The sequence below is a fragment of the Salmonella sp. GDC200615 genome (genome assembly GCF_050574145.1).
GTDB classification, from domain to species: domain Bacteria; phylum Pseudomonadota; class Gammaproteobacteria; order Enterobacterales; family Enterobacteriaceae; genus Salmonella; species Salmonella enterica.
Genome location: NZ_CP192247.1, coordinates 3679005 through 3699100, shown reverse-complemented (window position 1 = coordinate 3699100; position 20096 = coordinate 3679005). Strand labels below are relative to the sequence as shown.

The window sequence follows — 20096 nt, the reverse complement described above, 5'->3', positions numbered from 1 at the left end:
CTTATAGCGCGCAGGATACGCAGCCTTCAATTTCAGTACCTTCCAGCGCCAACTGGCGAAGCCGGATGTAATACAGTGACTTAATACCTTTTCGCCAGGCATAGATCTGCGCTTTGTTGATATCGCGGGTCGTGGCGGTATCGGGGAAAAACAGGGTGAGCGACAGTCCTTGATCGACGTGGCGCGTGGCCTCGGCATAGGTATCAATAATTTTTTCCGGACCGATATCGTAAGCATCCTGATACATGTCCAGATTTTCATTGGTCATAAACGGCGCGGGGTAATACACACGCCCGGTTTTGCCCTCTTTGCGAATCTCAATTTTGGCCACAATCGGATGAATGCTGGAGGTCGCATGATTAATGTAAGAAATCGAACCGGTCGGCGGCACCGCCTGCAAATTTTGGTTATAGATGCCATAGCGCATCACATCGTCGCGCAGCTTTAGCCACATTTCTCGTGTGGGCAGCGTAATGCCGCTGCGGGCAAATAGCGTTCTGACTTTCGCCGTTTTCGGTTGCCAGTCGTCCTGTAAATACTGCGTAAAATAGTCGCCGCTGGCATAGCGCGACTGCGCAAATCCGGCGAAGGTTTTGCCGCGTTCGCGGGCCAGCCGCATTGAAGTATGCACGGCATGCCAGGTAATGGTGTAAAAATAGAGATTGGTGAAATCCAACGCCTCCGGCGAACCGTAGGCAATGCCTTCTCTCGCCAGATAGCCATGCAGATTCATCTGGCCCAGACCGATGGCATGAGAGGCGGCATTACCGGCGGCTATTGAGGGTACGCTGCGTATATGGCTCATGTCCGACACCGCCGTCAGGCCGCGAATAGCGGTTTCTACGGTACGACCAATGTCCGGTGATTCCATGACGTGAGCGATATTCAGCGAGCCGAGATTGCAGGAAATGTCATGCCCGATGTGGGTATAGTCAAGGTTATCGTCGTAACGGGAGGCGCTATTGACCTGTAAAATTTCCGAGCACAGGTTGCTCATATTAATGCGCCCAGCAATGGGATTCGCGCGGTTTACCGTATCTTCAAACATGATGTAGGGATACCCGGATTCGAACTGAATCTCCGCCAGTGTTTGAAAAAAGTCACGGGCGTTAATATAGGTTTTACGCACGTGCGGATCGGCAATTAATTCATCGTACCGTTCGCTAATGGCGATATCGCCAAACGGTTTGCCGTAGCGTCGTTGTACGTCATAGGGCGAAAAGAGCGCCATTTGCGCGTTTTCTTTCGCCAGCCGGAAGGTGATATCCGGGATCACCACGCCGAGAGAGAGCGTTTTGATCCGGATTTTTTCGTCGGCATTTTCCCGTTTGGTATCCAGAAAACGCAGAATATCCGGGTGGTGCGCATGGAGATAAACCGCGCCGGCCCCCTGGCGCGCGCCAAGCTGGTTGGCATACGAAAACGCGTCTTCCAGCATTTTCATCACCGGGATCACGCCGGAAGACTGATTCTCAATGCGTTTGATCGGCGCGCCCGCCTCGCGCAGATTGGAGAGTAAAAACGCGACGCCGCCGCCGCGTTTGGAGAGTTGCAGCGCCGAATTCACCGCCCGCCCGATCGACTCCATGTTGTCTTCGATACGGAGCAGGAAGCAGGAGACCAGTTCCCCACGCTGCTGTTTACCGCAATTTAAAAAAGTCGGGGTAGCGGGCTGAAAGCGACCAGAAAGCATTTCATCGGTCAGTTGGGTGGCCAGCGTTTCGTCACCCTGCGCCAGCGTCAACGCCACCATTGTCACCCGATCTTCAAAGTGTTCCAGATAACGTTTGCCGTCGAAGGTTTTCAGCGTGTAACTGGTATAGAACTTCCAGGCGCCAAGAAACGTCTGGAAGCGAAAGCCGCTGGCGTGGGCGTGCTCGAACAGGCGGAGGACGAAGGAGCGGTTGTAACGCGCGAGGACAGCGTCATCGTAATACCCTTCCCGAACCAGCGTCTCCAGACGTTCATGCTGGCTGGCAAACGTCACGGAATGCGGGCGGACGTGGGTGGCAAAGAAGGCGTCGATCGCCTGCTGGTCCTTGTCGAACTGAATATGGCCTGCTTTATCGTAAAGATTCAGCATCGCGTTCAGGGCGTGGTAATCCATGGTTTCCTGCATTACGCGCTCCGGGATAGTTGTTGCCAAAATTCATTTACTCCTTTTCGGACGTTATCGATGTCGCGTTGTGTGCCCATGAGCTCAAAGCGGTACAGCCAGGGGACGCCGCATTTTTGTGCTATCACATCGCCAGCGCATCCCCAGGCATCGCCGAAATTGCGATTACCGGAGGCGATAACGCCGCGAATGCGCGCCCGGTTGTGTTCATCATTTAAAAAGCGGATCACCTGTCGCGGCACCGCACCGGCCATCCCGCCGCCGCCGTATGACGGCACAACCAGAATGTACGGTTCGTCTACCTGAATTCGCTCCCGCTCATTGAGCGGAATACGCGTGGCGGGCAGCCCCAGACGCTGCATAAAACGGTGCGTATTTTCAGAGCTGCTGGAGAAGTAGACGAGCGCGCTCATGCGTTTGCCGCGTGGGGTGTCGGGTGCAGACGGTTAATCATGTCCGGACGGAAGCCAGACCAGCTCAAATCGCCCGCCATCACCACCGGTAATTGACGAAACCCTTGCGCCCGGAGCGTATCCGCTGCATCCGGCACCAGATCGACGTTCACCATCTCAAATTCAAATCCACGGCTTTCCATCGCCCGCTTTGTGGCGTGGCACTGAACACAGTTATTGCGAGTGTAAATAGTAATGCTCATGATTCGTATTTCCATTTAAAATGAGAAAACGGCGCGATGAAACGCGTCGGATTGTCGTGTGTTGATACACGAAATACTAGATGTAGTTGAATTAAGATTCAACCATACAAGATATGGGAATTTTCGATTGATTTTAACGTCGCTGATGAACGCAGCGGGGTAGGGGTGGCATGGCTAATTTTTGCCGGATGGTGGCATGAACGCCCGCTCCGGCCTGCAGGTTGACGCATAACAGAGTTGGCTGACATCAGCGCCATCCGGCAACAATGCGTCACATTCGCATACCGATCGCCAGACGGTTAAAGCAGTTCATTAAACCAATAGCGAAGGTCAGATCGCTGATTTCACGCGCGCTGAAATGATCGAGCAGCGGCAGGTAAACATTATCTTCGGCGTGGGTTTCAGCAATGTGCGTCACCGATTCCGCCCAGGCTAACGCCGCGCACTCTTGCTCGTTGAAATGGTGGCTTACCCGCCATCCTGCCAGCGCATCTAATTTAGCTTGATTCACGCCAGCCTTACGCAGCGCTTTACTGTGCATCTCCAGGCAAAATGCACAACCATTTATTTGCGAAACACGCAGGTAAATCAGCTCCATCAGAGTGGGGTCAATCGTGCTCTTTTCCAGCGCGTTTTTCGCCTGCACCAGAGCGCTGTAAACCTCCGGGCTCAGTTCATAATAGGGTTGGCGTAACGTCGTCATCATGTTTCTCCTCGTGTTGATGACGAGCACTGTAGCACTATAATGGTCTGTAAAAGAGAGCCATATTTTTACAGAAAAAGCAGACCATATGCCGCGCTATCAGCACATCGCTCGTCAGTTAAAAACGGCCATTGAGCAAGGAGAACTCGCGCCCGGAACGCGCTTGCCTTCCAGCCGGACGTGGGCGCAGGAACTGGGCGTTTCTCGCGCCACGGTGGAAAATGCCTATGGCGAGCTGGTGGCGCAGGGCTGGCTGGAGCGACGTGGTCAGGCAGGCACGTTTGTGAGCAACGCTCTACGGTTTGAGACGGCGCCGCCGATACCCGCTGTTTTTGCCGGAGAAAGTCCGGAACCGAAACCCTTTCAGATGGGGTTACCGGCGCTGGATCTCTTTCCACGCGAGAAGTGGGCGCGAGTGATGGGGCGTCGGTTGCGCACGCAGACGCGCTTCGATCTGGCATTAGGCGACGTCTGCGGCGAGGCGATTTTGCGCCAGGCGATAGTCGATTACCTGCGGGTTTCGCGTAGCATTGAATGCCTGCCGGAACAGGTATTTATTACCTCCGGATATGCGGATTCTATGTGGCTAATCCTGCGTACATTGTCTGTGCCGGGAGACAGCATGTGGGTGGAAGATCCCGGTTTTCCGTTAATTCGCCCGGTGATAACGCAGGAGGGGATTACGCTGGCGCCGATTCCGGTCGATGCGGATGGGCTGAATGTCGCGGCGGGGATGCGGGATTGCCCGCAGGGGCGCTTTGCATTGGTGACGCCCGCCCATCAAAGTCCGTTGGGGGTGGCGCTGTCGTTAACTCGCCGACGGCAACTTCTGGCATGGGCGGTGAATGTGCAGGCCTGGATTATTGAAGATGACTACGACAGCGAATTTCGTTATCACGGTAAACCGCTTCCGCCGCTCAAGAGTCTGGATGCCCCGCAGCGAGTGATTTACGCCGGAACGTTCAGTAAGTCGCTCTTTCCGGCATTACGTACCGCCTAGCTGGTGGTGCCGATAAAGCAGATTGAGCATTTCCGCCAGCAGGCGTCGCTGATGCCCTGTAGCGTACCGTTGTTATGGCAGCACACGCTGGCTGATTTTATCCGTGATGGCCATTTCTGGCGGCATCTGAAAAAGATGCGTCAACATTATGCTCAGCGACGGTTATGGATTGAAGAGGCGCTGGCAGAACAGGGATTTGTCGTGACATTACAGAAAGGCGGTATTCAACTGGTTATTGAGGTTGAAGGCGATGATAAAGCGCAGGTAGCGAAAGCGAATCAGGCCGGACTGGCGGTACAGGCGCTAAGCCGTTGGCGAGTGGTTTCGTCAGGAAAGGGGGGCATTTTACTGTCGTTTACCAATATTACTTCCGCCGCCATGGCGAAACAGGTCGCATGGCAGCTTCGACAGGCGATACAGTAACCGTTTCGCCGAATGGCGCGACCTGGGCCTGCGGCAATGATGCAGGCCCAATAAAGTATGTCGCCATCCGGCAGCGCACGTCGTTAGCGACGCAGGCTAAGCAACGCCCCGATAAAAATTCCTACCGCTGCGGCGGTTCCTACGCTACACTAGGGTTTTTCACGCACAAACGTATCCGCGCACCCCATCGCATCACAGGCGGCTTGTTTTACGCGAGTACGTCCATGCATCCGCGCCCGGGTCTCTTTCAGCAACGCCTGTGCTTTACGTCGCGCAGCCTCGGCTTCGTCTTTCGCATCGCTTCCCCAGGATTTAAGGACATCTTCCAGACTGTCGGCTAATCGATTGACATCATTCTGAATATCCTGAACACCATCATCGACGTCGTTTCGGTTCGGTTTGTTAAGCATATGATCCTCCATTGATTTCGATGTAGCTTTCAGTGTAGTTCATATTTTTACCTGCTGAGGCTTGTTACGGCGATATCATGCGTTTCTGGACTTTTCTGAAAGCGTTGATAACGCGCTATCGGGTAGGGTAAGCCCGCAGTAAAAGAGAATGAGGATAAAATATGTATTTACGACCTGACGAGGTGGCGCGGGTACTGGAAAAGGCAGGGTTTACCGTCGATGTGGTGACGAATAAGACGTATGGTTATCGACGCGGCGAGAATTATGTTTATGTTAACCGCGAGGCGCGTATGGGGCGTACCGCGCTGATCATTCACCCCAGATTAAAAGACCGTAGCTCATCACTGGCTGACCCGGCTTCGGATATTAAAACCTGCGATCACTATCAAAATTTTCCGCTCTATTTAGGCGGCGAGACCCACGAACATTACGGTATTCCCCACGGCTTTAGCTCCCGAATAGCGTTAGAACGTTATCTGAATGGGCTTTTTGGCGACGAAAAAACCGACTAAAAGCGCGACTGGCAATGCCAGTCGCGACGCTAACTTACGCCTTAGCCTGATGATAGCTGCTCACTTTAAACAGGCGGCGACAATAATCCAGGAAGTAGCCATAAACCGCGCCCATTAACATTGAAACAACAATGTTTGAACTTACGGCGGCCACTATCTGATGCCAGCCGGCACCGACGGTCAGCAAGATGATAATATAAACGGGTGACTGAAAGGTGACATAAGCCAATACATCCGCCAGGTTTTTGGCCCATCCCGCCGGGCTTGCCTTACGCGCGACGCGCATAATCAGATCGCGGTAAACGCCGTATGGCCATGCAATCAAAATGTTGACAGGTATCGCCACCAGCCTGGAAGAAAGCGACTGCTCAAAGCTCATTCCGGAGAGGAATATCTCGATCAACATGTTCACAACAGAACAGTAAACAACCATCGCAAACGTGTCTGCTACGGCATGACGCAAGCGTGACTGTGGAGAGAACATGTTAATGCTCCTTGTAGCGTATCGATCAGAATGAGGTGATGGTTGGTAGTGAAATCATAAAGCACTTTTGTCTTTGCATAGAGTATATCCCCATATAATAACTATCAACTAGTGTAATATTTTTATTTATAGGCTTTTTGTCGATAAAATACTCTGTGATTGTGTGTTTTTTGCTCGCGGCGAGATTTTCGTTGTTGTTAGTCATTAATTACTTTTAAATCAATGCATTATAATGCATTGTTTTTCTGGCGATTTTCAGCCACATTCCAAATGTTGTCAGATGCGATGTATTCTCGGCTAACGGCACGCGCTCTACTTTTCTCAGCATAATTATAGCTATTGCAGGCTGATTTTTAGCATAAAGCTCTGATGATGATTTTTGAATGGTTAATCTCTTATTGTGATGAAATATTCACTTCTGTATAAGGTCAGCCACCGTGAGGGTCGCCGTGGTTACTGAGATACGCAATACGCTATAAACAGCCGAACGGGAAACCTACAGATATACCGTAGGCAGAATAACCTGAAACACACAGGGGGTAATGAATATAACCTTCTGGTTAACAGATTAATATAATTAATCGAGTTATACTGAGTATATCTGTATGAACTTTAGGATCTGGAAATATAATCAATAATCGCATACAATACCGCCTGTAATAGTTTTTGTTTTCTGCGTTAAAAGGTTTTTATTGATATGAATTTGATGTTACAGAACTTAAATAATATCCGCACGCTGCGCGCTATGGCTCGCTAATTCTCCATTGACGTTCTTGAAGAAATGCTCGAAAAATTCAGGGTTGTCACTAAAGAAAGACGCGAAGAAGAAGAATTGCAGCAACGCCAGCTTGCCGAGAAGCAGGAGAAAATTAATGCCTTTCTGGAGCTGATGAAAGCAGACGGTATTAACCCGGAAGAGTTATTTGCCATGGATTCAGCAATGCCGCGTTCTGCTAAAAAGCGTCAGCCGCGTCCGGCAAAATATCGTTTTACTGATTTCAATGGCGAAGAAAAAACCTGGACCGGACAAGGCCGTACGCCTAAACCGATTGCCCAGGCGCTGGCGGCGGGGAAATCTCTGGATGATTTCTTAATCTAATCACGGATAACCTTTAACAGATGGCGCTGCGTTTCCTGTCTCTATTAACCGGGGCTCAGGGAACGTTGCGCCATGCTCATTCTGATAAATCAGCACACGCCAAAATCGCCCTCTTCGCAATAGGGGGTGACATCTGCCGCTTTGAGGATCAATTTTTCGCCCTGCTCATTACCGACCTGTACCGCGACAATATGATCCTCGTTGACTTCAATCACTTTCAGTTTCGGCCCACCCATTCGGGGCTGTACGATATCGCCTGGTGTGAACATCACGCTCTCCTGTTGAACAATGGTATAAACCCGCCTTCAGTCTACTACACACCTACCGACGCGCGGTGAAGGTACCGCTTAATGAGTACGGGTATTCCAGGGCATTTTTTCCAGTAGTCGCGCCATTCCGCAGAAGCCGGTCATGCCTGCCAGCATTAACCCGGCCCCGACAAAACCGCTAATGAGGAAAAAGCCGCCGTGGACCGTATAGCCCAGAATCACCCCAAGCAACGTCAACCCGCCGGCGGCGATTTGCACCTGACGCATCAGTGGCAACGGTTGCGATTTGTCTTCTGTGACGGGCAATCCTGCCGCTTTCCATCCGTCGATGCCGCCTTCCAGTAGACTGACCTGAGCAGGGGCGGCAATGGCCTGTAGTTTTGCTGCATTGCTGCTGGTTCGTTTACCTGACTGACAGTGAAAAATAATCTGTTCCGCTCGCAGGTTGGCGGGCAAATCGCCCTGTTCAAGCCGGGAAAGCGGCGTCAGTTGCGCATGTGGAATATGCTCGCGCAGATATTCGTCGGCGTCGCGTACATCAATCAGTTTCGCGCCTTGCGCTATCAGCGCTTGCGCCTCACGGGGGGAAACTATCCCAATGGACATCGTGCCTCCTTATGGACAATAGAGATTCTTTAACGTGGCGATAATCGTATTAACCGCCTCATTTTTAATGAAATAGTGAATGCGCTGGGCATCGCGTTGACTATCAATCAGCCCTTCTTCCCGCATCCGCGCCAGATGTTGCGACGTCGCGGAGGGGCTTAGCCCGGTAATGCGCGCCAGTTCGCCTGCGCTGGTTTTTGGCGAACCGCAAAGCATACATAAAATCAGTAATCTTTTTGGGTGGCTCATCGCTTTGAGCAGGGCCGCCGCCTGTTCTGCGCTGGCCTGAAGTTGTTCAAGCTCTGTCATAGTTATTTAAGTATTTTCTAAATTTAGTTAATTCTAAAATAAACATCAACCTGATGCCAGCGTAAAAAGCGTAAAGGAGGGTAAAAGCGCGGCGCGCGACTGGCAGGCTCAGGTAAACTGACTATGCTTAGAGATAAAATCTCTTTTTAAACAATGACTAATTTTGCTTGTATGGAGTGTATATGGGTTTCTGGAGAATTGTATTTACGATTATTTTGCCTCCGCTCGGCGTACTTTTAGGAAAAGGGTTCGGTTGGGCATTTATCCTTAATATCCTGCTGACATTACTCGGATATATTCCGGGGCTTATCCACGCATTTTGGGTTCAGATGCGTCATTAATTACCGGCCACCGGCGGCGCATAAGCGCCGCTTATCAGGATAACCTCATTCCCTCTGCTACACTTTTCTTTGTGTGTATTTTTGACAAGCGAGGTGAATATGGGACTTTTCAATTTTGTAAAAGATGCAGGTGAAAAACTCTGGGACGCGGTAACCGCTAATCATGATAAGGACGATCAGGCGAAAAAAGTCCAGGAACATTTAAATAAAACGGGAATACCCGACGCTGACAAAGTGAATGTGCAAATAGCTGATGGAAAAGCGACAGTGACGGGGGATGGGCTGAGTCAGGAGGCAAAAGAAAAAATTCTGGTTGCCGTGGGGAATATCGCCGGGATTAGCAGCGTTGACGATCAGGTTAAAACCACGACGCCAGCGGCTGAAAGTCAGTTTTATACCGTAAAATCAGGCGACACCCTGAGCGCTATTTCAAAGCAAGTGTATGGTAACGCCAATCTGTATAATAAAATCTTCGAGGCAAATAAACCGATGCTGAAAAGCCCGGAAAAAATATATCCGGGACAAGTGTTGCGTATTCCTGAAGAATAATGGCTATCAGGTCGCGCCAGGCTACATTTTCCCTGCCATCGCCTGGCGAATAATGGGAATCGGCGTCAGCAAATGCTGACGCATTAATTCGCCGGCGCGTGCCGCCTCGCGCGCCAGTATCGCTTCGGTTAGCGTGTGATGCTGGATATGTTTATCTTCCAGCATCTCGACGGACAGAACGGTTTCACGTAACCAAATAAAGCGGTAGCGGGCCGCCAGGTCAAATAAGCGTTCGCGCATCTGTAGCAGATAGTGGGAGCCGCACCCGGCGACAATGGCGGAATGGAACGCCTGGTGGCGCTGATCCCATTCATCGAGCATATGTTCACTGGCATCGCTGGCTTCCAGTTTACTGAGCATATGCGCTCGCGCCAGGATCTCCGCCTCCCACGCATCATCGCCGCGTTCAATCGCCAGGCGTACCAGCATCGCTTCCATATTGGCGCGCGCGTCAAAAATATCGAGGAGTTCCGCCTCTGACATGGATGCCACGCGATAGCCTTTTTGATTCACCACGGTGACCAGCCGTTCCGCCACCAGTTGCGACAGCGCCTCACGCAGCGGCCCTACGCCGAGCGCATAGCGGGCGGTTAATAAACTCATCCGCAGTTTCTCATCCGGCTGATAAGTGCCGCGAATAATGTCATTTTTAAGCCAGCGATAGCCATCTATGGCCGTCGGTTGGGAAAGGGCGGTCATCTTTTACTCCTGAGAAGCTTCCCGGCTGACGCCGGGAATAACTAACGTAGGTTTTGCAGGGGGGCTTTTTGCCACCTTATCAGTTTTTTCCAGCGAGACATAATGGGGACAGTACCTATTATGCCCAGCCCTAACAGCCCCGTTGAAATGACTTCTAGTTGCTGTGCCGGTCGAAATAGAATCACCACCAGAACAAAGCAGATAAAGCCGATAACCAGCCAGGTGAGCCACGGATAAAGCCACATTTTCAACTTAATTTCTCCGCCCTGCGCCAGCAGAATTTTACGCATCCGCAATTGCGAAATCGCAATCACCAGATAGACCAGCAGCGCGATGGCGCCGGAACTGTCGATAAGAAATTTAAACACTTTTGCCGGGGCGTAATAATTGACGATAACGGTTAAAAAGGCCGCGCCGGTAGAGAGGAGAACCGCCACCCAGGGCGTTTTGCTACGGTTAGTTTTTCCCATTATCGCAGGCGCATCGCCGCGGCGGCTAAGGGAATAGAGCATCCGGGAGGCGGTATATAATGCGGAGTTCAGACAACTGGTCACCGACAACAAAATCACGCAGTCCATAATGAATTTTGCGTGCGGAATATGAAGCAGCTCCAGTACCGAACGGTACGAACCTACGCTTTTCAGACCCGGCATATTCCACGGGATCAGCGCCACCACCACAAAAATGGAACACAGGTAAAAGATGGAAATTCGCCAGATAACAGAATTGGTGGCGCGTACGATATGTTTATCCGGCGTATCGGATTCCGCGGCAGCAATAGTGACGATTTCCGCGCCCATAAAAGAGAACATGGTGATCAACATGGCGCTTAACACCGCGCCGAAGCCGTTAGGCATAAAACCACCGTGATCCCATAGCCGGGAGATACCGCTTACCTCAGCATACGGATAAAAACCGCTAATCGCTGTCGCGCCCAGCGCGATAAACGCCAGAATGGCAATTACTTTACATAGCGCCAGCCAGAATTCGAACTCGCCGTAATTTTTGACGCTCAATAAATTGCTTCCGGTTAAGGCAAGCGTAATCACTAATGAAAATAGCCATACCGGAATACCCGGTATCCATGAATTCAGAATAATGGCGGCAATATTGGCCTCCAGCGGAATAACCAGCACCCAAAACCACCAGTATAACCAGCCGATGGTATACCCGGCCCAGGGGCCGATCGCTTTATCCGCATAGGTGGAAAAAGAACCGGTATCCGGTGTGGCGACGGCCATTTCAGCCAGCATTCGCATAATCATGACGACTAAAAGTCCTGCGAACAGATAGGCCAGCAGTACCGCAGGGCCGGCCTCCGCAATCGCCACGCTGGAACCGACAAACAGGCTGGCGCCGATGACGCCGGCGATCGATAACATGGTGACGTGGCGTGATTTCAGCCCGCCCCCTAATGCATGTGATTCTGACAATTGCCCCATCCTAAAACCTCTTTATTGTTATTGCGCTCGTTTACCGGATGGCGCCTGGCTTATTCGGCCTACAATCGAAACGGTTTTTGTAGGCCGGATAAGACAGTTACGTCGCCACCCGACGCTGCTTATTGGATATTACGCTTGTTTCGCCTCATCAAAGCACTGGGCGATAATCTCCAGGCCTTGCCGAATCTGCGAGGCCTCAATAGTGAGTGGAACGAGGATGCGCAAGATGTTGTAGTAAGGACCGCAGGAGAGCAGAATTAACCCTTTCTCGCGGGCGCGGGCCACAATGTCGGCGGTCAGAGCCGCGTTCGGTTTGCCGGGGTCGCCATTTTCGAACAACTCAATGGCGATCATGGCGCCCAGTCCGCGCACGTCACCAATCTCACGGTGCGTTTCCGCTATCTCCATCAGGCCATCGCGCAGCGTTTTGCCAAGCGTATTCGCCTTTTGCAGTAGATTTTCCTGCTCGAAAATGTCCAGTACCGCCAGCGCGGCGGCGCAGGCAATCGGGTTTCCGGCATAGGTGCCGCCCAGCCCGCCCGGCGCGATAGCGTCCATCACGTCTGCCCGGCCGGTAACGCCTGCCAGCGGAAAGCCGCCGGCGATCGATTTCGCAAACGTGGTAATATCTGCCGCAACGCCCATCTGTTCCATGGCGAACAGCGTACCGGTCCGGCCCGCGCCGCTTTGCACTTCGTCGGCAATCAACATAATGCCGTGTTAGTCGCATAGCGCGCGCAGTCGCTGCATAAACGCGGGAGAGGCGGCGTAAAATCCGCCTTCGCCCTGTACCGGCTCAATAATAATGGCGGCGATATCTTCCGGCGCGGCATCATTTTTAAAGATGCGTTCAATGCTGGCGATCGCGTCGTCGTCGCTGACGTTGTGTAGCGGGCAAGGATAAAGCGCGCGGTAGACATGGCCTGGCATCAATCCCATACCAGCAGAGTACGGGTGTACTTTCCCGGTCAGAGAGAGCGTGTAGTGGGTACGACCGTGGTAAGCGCCGCTAAACGCGATAGCGCCGCTGCGTTTTGTTGCCGCGCGGGCGATTTTCACGGCGTTTTCAACCGCTTCTGAACCGGTCGTGACCAGCAACGTTTTTTTGGCGAAATCGCCCGGTACCTTCTGGTTCATGCGTTCGCACAACGCCAGATACGGTTCATAGGCCAGCACCTGAAAACAGGTATGGGACAATTTCTTCAACTGCGCTTCGACCGCTGAAACAATGCCCGGATGTAAATGACCGGTGTTCAGGACGGCAATGCCGCCCGCGAAATCGAGATACTCACGGCCTTCGACATCCCAGACCCGACAATTTTCCGCCCGCTCGGCGAAAATTGGGTGAATCTGGCCCACGCCGCGAGGAACGGCGTTATGACGGCGCTGCATTAAAGCGTTATTGGTATTCATTAGCGACTCTCCTGTTAAAGGCCGATGCACATATATTTGATTTCTAAATAATCTTCGATGCCGTATTTGGAACCTTCACGGCCTAATCCGGAGGCCTTAATACCGCCGAAAGGCGCGACTTCGTTGGAGATAATGCCGGTATTAATACCGACGATGCCGTATTCCAGCGCTTCGCCGACGCGGAAAACGCGGCTTAAATCGCGTGCATAAAAATAGGCTGCCAGGCCGAACTCGGTATCGTTAGCCTGTCTGATGACATCCGCCTCGTCGCTGAAGCGGAACAGAGGCGCGAGCGGCCCGAATGTCTCTTCTTTGGCGACTTTCGCGTTATCAGGAACATCCGCCAGAATGGTCGGTTGAAAGAAGTTGCCGCCCAATTTGTGCGCTTCACCGCCCGTAATGACGCGGGCGCCTTTTTCCAGCGCGTCGGCGATATGCTCCTGGACTTTCGCCACGGCTTTTTCATCAATCAGCGGCCCGATAGCGACGTCGGCTTGCAGGCCGTCGCCGACCGCGAGCTTATTTACCGCCTGGTTGAGTTTTTCCGCAAAACGATCGTAAACGCCGTCCTGAACATACAATCTATTGGCGCAGACACAGGTCTGCCCGGCGTTGCGAAACTTCGAAGCCAGCGCGCCTTCGACGGCTTTATCCAGATCGGCATCGTCAAAGACGATAAACGGCGCATTGCCGCCCAATTCCAGCGACACTTTTTTAATGTCTTTGGCGCATTGTTCCATTAGCTGGCGGCCAATCTCCGTCGAGCCGGTAAACGACAGTTTGCGTACCAGCGGGTTGCTGGTCAGCTCGCCGCCGATATCGCCTGCCGAACCGGTAACTACGTTAAATACACCTGCGGGAATTCCGGCGCGCCGGGCCAGTTCCGCCAGCGCCAGCGCGGAAAACGGCGTCTGGCTGGCGGGTTTGAGTACCATCGTGCAGCCTGCGGCCAGCGCGGGGCCGGCTTTACGGGTGATCATTGCTGAGGGAAAGTTCCACGGGGTAATCGCGGCGGTGACGCCGATGGGCTGTTTAATCACCAGCAGCCGTTTATCGGCCTGATGACCTGGAATCGTGTCGCCATAGATACGCTTCCCCTCTTCGGCGAACCATTCAATAAACGAGGCGGCGTAGCTAATTTCGCCTTTCGCTTCCGCCAGCGGTTTACCCTGTTCCAGCGTCATCAGATGCGCCAAATCGTCCTGATGTTCCATCATCAGATTGAACCAGCGACGCAGGATATTGGCTCGCTCTTTGGCGGTGAGCGCGCGCCAGGCGGGCAGGGCGCGATTGGCGGCGTTGATGGCGTCGCGCGTCTCTTCCGCCCCCATTTGGGGCACATTGCCGAGCGGTTTCCCGTTGGCGGGGTTGCTCACGGGGATGACATCGCCGCCGCGCGCGTCGCGCCAGTCGCCATCGATAAAGGCCTGCTGGCGGAACAGGGTAGAGTCGTTAAGTTGCATAATTGCTTCCTGTCTGAAGGGTTAACGGGTAAATGCGGCGTGTAATGCGTCCACGCTGCGTGCCGCACGCAGCGTACGTCCGGGGTTGCTCTGGCTTGCGCGTAGCGCCTGAACTTTACTGACGATATGCGCGCCGATAGGTATCGCGGATGTCGCCGCCGGGGAGGGGGCGTTACAGGTGTGAATGGAACGCGGCGTCGTGACAAACAGAAAATCATCAATCAGTTTGCCGTCCGGTGAAACCGCCTGCGCCCGCACGCCTGCCGGCCAGGGCTGGAGATCGTTGACGGTCAGGCTGGGGCAATACTTTTGTACTCGCCGCAAATAGCCGCTTTTGCACAGCGAGTTTTTCATCTCGCCCAGCCCGGAAAGCAGATGGTTTTGCAGTACGCGGCGAATGCCGGCGGAGCGGAAAATCTCCAGGGTGTCGGTGAAGGAAACGTCGCGCTTACGGTAGCCTTCGCGTTTAAGCGCCAGCACCACATTCGGCCCGACCGTGACGCTGCCATCGATCATGCGGGTAAGATGGACGCCGAGAAACGGCATTGCCGGATCGGGTAGATCAAATGGTTAACGATCCGGTTGTGTCGCGGGGCCAGACGAAAGTACTCGCCGCGGAAAGGGCAGATAATAAAACCGGGCTCCACGCCCAGCATTTTGACCAGCCGATCCGCCATCAGCCCTGCACAGCCGATAAGCGTAGCGGTTTCTATTTCCCGACCTTGCGAGGTGCGAATAACAATGCCAGCGGCATGTTCTGTTAGCGCGCTGACCTCGGCATGGTAGATGATCTCGCCGCCTTTGGCCTGAAAGCGGTTCGCCATGGCCGTCGCGACATCGCGATAGCTGACAATCCCGCTGGAAGGGACAAAAATCCCGCCCAGGCCAATGATATTGGGTTCGCGTTCACGCAGCTCCGCCGCGCTTAACCACTCGCGCTCTAAGCCGTTGGCCGCCGTCCGCTCCCATAGCGCGCGCATCCGCGCCATTTCCAGCTCCGAGGTGGCGACCAACATTTTGCCGCAGGTGTCGTAGCGGATGTTGTTTTGATCGCAAAAGGTTTTGGTCGCCTGATTGCCCGCCAGACAAAACCGCGCTTTGAGGCTGCCGGGCGTGTAGTACACCCCGGCATGGATCACGCCGCTGTTATGCCCGGTCTGGTGGCAGGCTGGCGCGGACTCTTTTTCCAGCAATGCGATGCGCGCATCCGGGTAGACATCAATAAGTTGCATGGCGGTCGACATGCCGATAATGCCGCCGCCGATAATCACAAAATCATACATCCGCGTAATTCCTTCGCCGTGGCGCTTATTGGTGAGTTTGATAATGGCTGGCGGCGTAGGCGAAGTAACCGCGCTGGCGCATCAGTTCGCGACGCAAGTCAGGATGCGGCGTAAAACGATCGCGTCCATGTAGCCAGAACAGATTGTTAATCAGCAGGAATTTGCCGACCGGTACCGGCACGGAGAGGATGTTTTGACTGGTTTCCAGCGCGTCTGAAAGCTCGCTGAGCCAGACGCCTTCTTCAAAGTCTTTTGGCTGGACGAACTGGTCGATATAACGCATGACCGGGCGGCCTTGTTGGTCGACATCAAACACCGGGTGCCAGACGTCATGGCTAACATTTTTGCTTGGCGGTGCCGCCCAGCGCATGACGCGACGCGCCAGCGGATGGGTAAAAAACGACTCCAGATGTTCCCAGTCATCAAGGTGCAGCAGCAGCGAATTACCGCCTTCCATATTTTGTTCGTCGATTTTCATCATCAGCACGTAGTCGGTCACCTCCTCAACATAGGTGCCGTCATTGTGCAGTTCCATTACGCGGTGGGGCTGGCGCAGATAACTGTCGGAGTTGTCGACGTTTTTGACCACGAAACGCGCGTAATACTGGCCGCTCATCGCATCGTAGTTGGAGCGACCAATAAGATGCGCCACCGCCGTCGCCAGTTTGACCATCTCTTCTGCCTGTGCGACATCATCGAGCCCTTCGGCGCTGATCAACAGCGCGCCTTGTGCACGATTGAGTAGCGTTTTGATCAACAGCGGTTGTAGCTGATTGCCGCACAGATCGTCGAGGATCTTGCCGATTTTGAAACGTAAGAAAGATTTGTATTCCAGCGCCTGCACCGGCCACTGTGCAACCTGATGGAGAAATTGTCTTGTGGTATCCGCCGTAAACGTTAACGCCAGCAGACGCGGCGACTGCGCCGAAGGGGCAAGGGTGAAACCAGTATGGCGTTGGGCTAAATCATCTGTGTTCGCTTTTACGGCAGTCAGTGCATTCATCAGAATCATTCCTCTCGGTAAGATGGTCAGGGAGACATGGCGATGCTCATTTCGTAGCCATAAATTAAAAATATCGACATTTTCCAGGAACGCGTATGAAATAACCGCTTTTGTTTAATTATTGTGATCAAAAACAACAAATATTTAACAATACAAAGGGTGAGGTTAACGGCGCCACGAGCCTGACAACGGCAAGAAGGGGTGTAAAATGAGAGCGTTATAGGGAAAGTGATGCTGGCGGGGTTGCCCGGCCTGACACATGAGCGCGTAGGCCGGACAAGTACAACGTATTTCAGCAGTCAATTAACCGGCGTCAACCTGCGGTTTACGGCTGTGTTTACGGAGCAGACGTAACACTGGCGGTACGACAATGACCATGATCGCCATGATCAGCAGGGCTTTGGCAACGCCGCTTTGCCACAAAATCGCCATATTGCCGTTACTGATGGAGAGTGCGCGACGCAGGTTCTGCTCCAGCATTTCCCCCAGTACGAATCCCAGGATCAGCGGCGACATGGGGAAGTGCATTTTACGTAAAATGTACCCTAACACGCCGAGCGCGACCATCAGCACCAGATCGAAGGTGGTGCTGTGTACCGCATACACCCCTACCGCCGATACGGCAGCGATGGCGGGTACCAGGAACCACAGCGGAATGGTGAGCATACGGGTGAACAGACCGATCAACGGGATATTCATGATCAGCAGCATCACGTTCGCAATCAGCAGCGCAGCGATGAGTCCCCAGACGATATCCGGCTGTTCGGTGAACATCGCCGGGCCTGGCGTGATGTTGTACAGCGTCAGCGCCCCCATCATCACTGCCGTAGTACCGGAACCGGGAACGCCCATCGTCAGCATCGGGATGAAGGAGCCGCAGGCTGAGGCGTTGTTTGCCGCCTCCGGCGCCGCGACGCCGCGAATATCCCCTTTGCCGAAGCTATCGCTGTTGCCGCTGAGTTTTTTCTCGGTCATATAGGTAATGGCGCTGGCAATGGTCGCCCCGGCGCCGGGCAATACGCCGACAAAAAAGCCGATTACCGAAGAACGCAGGGTGGTGCCGATACACTGCGCGCCTTCTTTCAGGTTGAACAACATTCGACCCGTTTTGCGGACCATTGTTTGCCCGCTGCTGGTATGTTCCAGCATTAAAAGTATTTCTGATACCGAGAACAGGCCGATCACCACGACGATAAACTGTACGCCGTCGGAAAGATGAACGCTGTCAAAGGTAAAGCGATAAACCCCGGTGTTGGCGTCCACGCCGACGGTCGCAAGGCCAAGACCGATCAGCGCTGCCAGAAATGATTTAAGCGGGTTTTGCGCCATCATGCTGCCAAGACAGGCGATGGCAAAAACCATTAAGGCGAAATATTCCGCAGGACCAAAGGCCAGCGACCATTGCGCCAGTAAAGGGGCGAACAGAATGATGCCGCCGATAGCGATTAATGAACCGAAAAATGAGCTGACTGCGGAAATCGACAGCGCTACGCCGCCTTTCCCTTGCTGCGCCATTGGGTAACCGTCCAGCGCCGTCATGATCGCCGCCGCATCGCCGGGGACGTTGAGCAATATGGAGGAGATCCTGCCGCCATACTCACAGCCAATGTACACCGTCGCCAGCAGAATTAGCGCCGACTCCGCAGGCAGATGCAACGCAAAGGCCAGCGGCAGTAAGATTGCCACGCCGTTGATCGGTCCCAGGCCCGGCAGCAGACCGACGATCGTGCCCACGAAGCAGCCAATCAACGCGATAACCAGGTTTTCCGGCGTCATCGCCACCGCAAAGCCCTGAGAAAGATATATCCAGGTATCCATCGTTGCTCCGTTAACTCAGCCAGGCGCCGAGAGGTAAGGTGACATCAAGCAGCCGGTCAAAGGCATACCACAGCAGAATACCCAATACCGCGCCGGAGATACCCGCCGCCGGAATCGTGGCGCCGAACAGCATCCCGATAACCATGGTGAGAAGCGCGGTGGCGATGGGAAAACCCAGCCATTCGAATCCCCAGGCATACATCAGCAGGATGATGATCATGGTAATTAGCTTTTGCAGAACATGGCGGCGCGGCCAGCTCACCGTGTCGGGATGGCGCAATAACAGCGCCAGCGCGCAGAGCGCCATCAGGCCGATAATCCCCAGCGGAAAAGGGCGGGGGCCGACGGGTTCATAGCTGTATTCGCTTTGGATCTGCCAGGCGATGAATAGCCCGGCGATACAGAGCAACAGCCAGATACCCGCAAAGATACGATCGCTCATCATTGCCTCCGCGATTATTTCGCGAGTCCGAAGGCTTTCGCCTGCTCACGGTAATCAGTAACCTGTTTTTTCACGTAGTCATCGAGCTGCTGGCCGGTCATGTCGAACTCAAACAGGCCGCGCAGATCGCGCTGCTTTTTAAACTCGTCGGTTTGCTGGAGCTTCTTGAAGGTATCCACCCACCACTGGTAATCGGCATCGCTGACTTTGGGCCCGACGTAGAAGCCGCGAATAATCGGCCACACCAGGTCGTAGCCCTGTTCTTTAGCGGTAGGGACATTGGCAAGCTGGCCCGGCAGACGATTTTCTGAAAAGACGGCAAGCACGCGGATTTTGTCGCCGCCCAGATAAGGCACCATTTCACTGAGATCGCCGGAGACAACCTGAACATGGTTGCCCATTAATGCCGTCACCGGCTCGCCGCCGCCCTCAAAGGCAACGTAGCGCATCTTGTGCGGGTCGACGTTCGCCTTTTGCGCCAGCAACGCCGACTTCATCCAGTCCTGGCTGCCAATAGAGGCGCCAGCGCCAATGACCACGCTGTTGGGATCTTTTTCCATCGCCGTCATCAGATCTTTCAGCGTTTTCCACGGGGAATCCGCACGCACGGCGATCATGCCGTAATCAGTGCCCACGCTTGCCAGCCAGCGCACATCATCCACGCCGTAGCGACCAAATTTCCCCTGCGACAGGTTGAGCAGCGAACCGCCGGAAAAGGCGACCACAGTCCCGGGTTCACCAGGGCGTTGAGCGACTATCGCGTTATAGGCCACAGCGCCGACGCCGCCGGGCATATACGTTACCCGCATGGGTTTCTCGATAGCGCCAGTCTCCAGCAAACTCACCTGAATCAGCTTACAGGTGAGGTCGAAACCGCCGCCAGGTTTGGCTGGCGCGATACATTCCGTTCGCGACGGCGCCTCCTGCGCCAGAACAGAGGTACTCATTAATAAAATGCTTGCAGTAAGGGTACGAAGTAATTGTTTTTTCATTTTTTATCCTCACGCCGGACGTCCGGATTTTTCAGGTTCGGAAGAAGATTTTTGTGATTATGTGA

Annotated in this window: 18 protein-coding genes and 5 pseudogenes; 5 read left to right on the top strand and 18 right to left on the bottom strand. The window is 53.6% G+C overall.

Translation table 11 applies throughout. The annotated features are described in order from the left end of the window. Position 1 precedes the first annotated feature (1 nt). From nrdE to ACQ29O_RS17870, 4 genes are all read right to left on the bottom strand, one after another. Positions 2–2119 carry a class 1b ribonucleoside-diphosphate reductase subunit alpha gene (nrdE, locus tag ACQ29O_RS17885; protein ID WP_371070403.1) on the bottom strand — a complete coding sequence of 706 codons (2118 nt, stop codon included), beginning with the start codon at positions 2117–2119 and terminating at the stop codon, positions 2–4. Continuing rightward, on the bottom strand, positions 2119–2529 hold the full coding sequence (nrdI, locus tag ACQ29O_RS17880) for a class Ib ribonucleoside-diphosphate reductase assembly flavoprotein NrdI (protein WP_001275402.1): 411 nt from the start codon (positions 2527–2529) through the stop codon (positions 2119–2121). The genes nrdE and nrdI overlap by 1 nt, the downstream gene beginning before the upstream one ends. Then, on the bottom strand, positions 2526–2771 hold the full coding sequence (gene nrdH, locus ACQ29O_RS17875) for a glutaredoxin-like protein NrdH (RefSeq protein ID WP_000028870.1): 246 nt from the start codon (positions 2769–2771) through the stop codon (positions 2526–2528). Before nrdH ends, nrdI begins: the two co-directional genes overlap by 4 nt. A gap of 271 nt (positions 2772–3042) precedes the next feature. Beyond that, positions 3043–3474, bottom strand: coding sequence for a carboxymuconolactone decarboxylase family protein (locus ACQ29O_RS17870; protein WP_000209804.1), 432 nt, complete (start codon positions 3472–3474; stop codon positions 3043–3045). Between the two features lie 88 nt (positions 3475–3562). On the opposite strand from ACQ29O_RS17870, the pseudogene ACQ29O_RS17865 reads away from it, so the two are divergent. After that, positions 3563–4897, top strand: a pseudogene (locus tag ACQ29O_RS17865) (PLP-dependent aminotransferase family protein). Between the two features lie 83 nt (positions 4898–4980). Here ACQ29O_RS17865 and ACQ29O_RS17860 read toward each other — a convergent pair. After that, positions 4981–5307, bottom strand: a pseudogene (locus ACQ29O_RS17860) (DUF883 domain-containing protein). Positions 5308–5468: 161 nt separating this feature from the next. Between ACQ29O_RS17860 and ACQ29O_RS17855 the strand changes: the two are divergent. Further along, entirely contained in the window at positions 5469–5819 is a 351-nt protein-coding gene (locus ACQ29O_RS17855; protein ID WP_000281305.1) for a DUF2002 family protein, read from the top strand. Positions 5820–5853: 34 nt separating this feature from the next. On the opposite strand, the gene alaE is transcribed toward ACQ29O_RS17855, so the two are convergent. Then, positions 5854–6303, bottom strand: coding sequence for an L-alanine exporter AlaE (alaE, locus tag ACQ29O_RS17850; protein ID WP_000492669.1), 450 nt, complete (start codon positions 6301–6303; stop codon positions 5854–5856). Between the two features lie 697 nt (positions 6304–7000). Here alaE and stpA point away from each other — a divergent pair. Beyond that, positions 7001–7402 (top strand): annotated as a pseudogene (stpA, locus tag ACQ29O_RS17845) (DNA-binding protein StpA). 89 nt (positions 7403–7491) lie between these two features. Here the strand turns inward: stpA and ACQ29O_RS17840 are convergent. The 3 genes from ACQ29O_RS17840 to ACQ29O_RS17830 form a co-directional block, all read right to left on the bottom strand. Beyond that, the gene (locus tag ACQ29O_RS17840) at positions 7492–7671 is read right to left on the bottom strand and encodes a hypothetical protein (protein ID WP_000494943.1); all 180 of its coding nucleotides are present in this window, start codon (positions 7669–7671) and stop codon (positions 7492–7494) included. A gap of 78 nt (positions 7672–7749) precedes the next feature. Then, positions 7750–8277, bottom strand: a complete 528-nt coding sequence (locus tag ACQ29O_RS17835; protein WP_000022013.1) for a rhodanese family protein — start codon at positions 8275–8277, stop codon at positions 7750–7752. Positions 8278–8286: 9 nt separating this feature from the next. After that, positions 8287–8586: an ArsR/SmtB family transcription factor gene (locus tag ACQ29O_RS17830; RefSeq protein WP_000137432.1), complete on the bottom strand. Its 300-nt coding sequence runs from the start codon at positions 8584–8586 to the stop codon at positions 8287–8289. 182 nt (positions 8587–8768) lie between these two features. Between ACQ29O_RS17830 and ACQ29O_RS17825 the strand changes: the two genes are divergently transcribed. Together ACQ29O_RS17825 and lysM are read left to right on the top strand one after the other, a co-directional pair. Next, positions 8769–8927: a YqaE/Pmp3 family membrane protein gene (locus tag ACQ29O_RS17825; RefSeq protein ID WP_000508175.1), complete on the top strand. Its 159-nt coding sequence runs from the start codon at positions 8769–8771 to the stop codon at positions 8925–8927. Positions 8928–9026: 99 nt separating this feature from the next. Then, the gene (lysM, locus tag ACQ29O_RS17820) at positions 9027–9476 is read left to right on the top strand and encodes a peptidoglycan-binding protein LysM (RefSeq protein WP_000522406.1); all 450 of its coding nucleotides are present in this window, start codon (positions 9027–9029) and stop codon (positions 9474–9476) included. 21 nt (positions 9477–9497) lie between these two features. Here the strand turns inward: lysM and csiR are convergent, their stop codons facing one another. From csiR to ACQ29O_RS17775, 9 genes and pseudogenes are all read right to left on the bottom strand, one after another. After that, positions 9498–10175: a DNA-binding transcriptional regulator CsiR gene (csiR, locus tag ACQ29O_RS17815; protein ID WP_000126151.1), complete on the bottom strand. Its 678-nt coding sequence runs from the start codon at positions 10173–10175 to the stop codon at positions 9498–9500. A gap of 41 nt (positions 10176–10216) precedes the next feature. After that, positions 10217–11617, bottom strand: a complete 1401-nt coding sequence (gabP, locus tag ACQ29O_RS17810) for a GABA permease (RefSeq protein ID WP_000531281.1) — start codon at positions 11615–11617, stop codon at positions 10217–10219. Between the two features lie 129 nt (positions 11618–11746). Then, positions 11747–13030, bottom strand: a pseudogene (gabT, locus tag ACQ29O_RS17805) (4-aminobutyrate--2-oxoglutarate transaminase). Between the two features lie 14 nt (positions 13031–13044). After that, positions 13045–14493, bottom strand: a complete 1449-nt coding sequence (gene gabD / locus ACQ29O_RS17800) for an NADP-dependent succinate-semialdehyde dehydrogenase (protein ID WP_045161702.1) — start codon at positions 14491–14493, stop codon at positions 13045–13047. A gap of 21 nt (positions 14494–14514) precedes the next feature. Then, positions 14515–15776: pseudogene (gene lhgO / locus ACQ29O_RS17795) on the bottom strand (L-2-hydroxyglutarate oxidase). Positions 15777–15801: 25 nt separating this feature from the next. Beyond that, positions 15802–16779, bottom strand: coding sequence for a glutarate dioxygenase GlaH (gene glaH / locus ACQ29O_RS17790; RefSeq protein WP_000993102.1), 978 nt, complete (start codon positions 16777–16779; stop codon positions 15802–15804). Positions 16780–17082: 303 nt separating this feature from the next. Beyond that, a complete protein-coding gene (locus tag ACQ29O_RS17785) occupies positions 17083–18597 on the bottom strand; it encodes a tripartite tricarboxylate transporter permease (protein WP_000382038.1) in 1515 nt (504 codons plus the stop codon). A 10-nt stretch (positions 18598–18607) separates the two neighbouring features. Further along, on the bottom strand, positions 18608–19042 hold the full coding sequence (locus tag ACQ29O_RS17780; protein WP_001574835.1) for a tripartite tricarboxylate transporter TctB family protein: 435 nt from the start codon (positions 19040–19042) through the stop codon (positions 18608–18610). An 11-nt stretch (positions 19043–19053) separates the two neighbouring features. After that, positions 19054–20031: a Bug family tripartite tricarboxylate transporter substrate binding protein gene (locus tag ACQ29O_RS17775; RefSeq protein ID WP_000744416.1), complete on the bottom strand. Its 978-nt coding sequence runs from the start codon at positions 20029–20031 to the stop codon at positions 19054–19056. Positions 20032–20096: the final 65 nt, after the last annotated feature.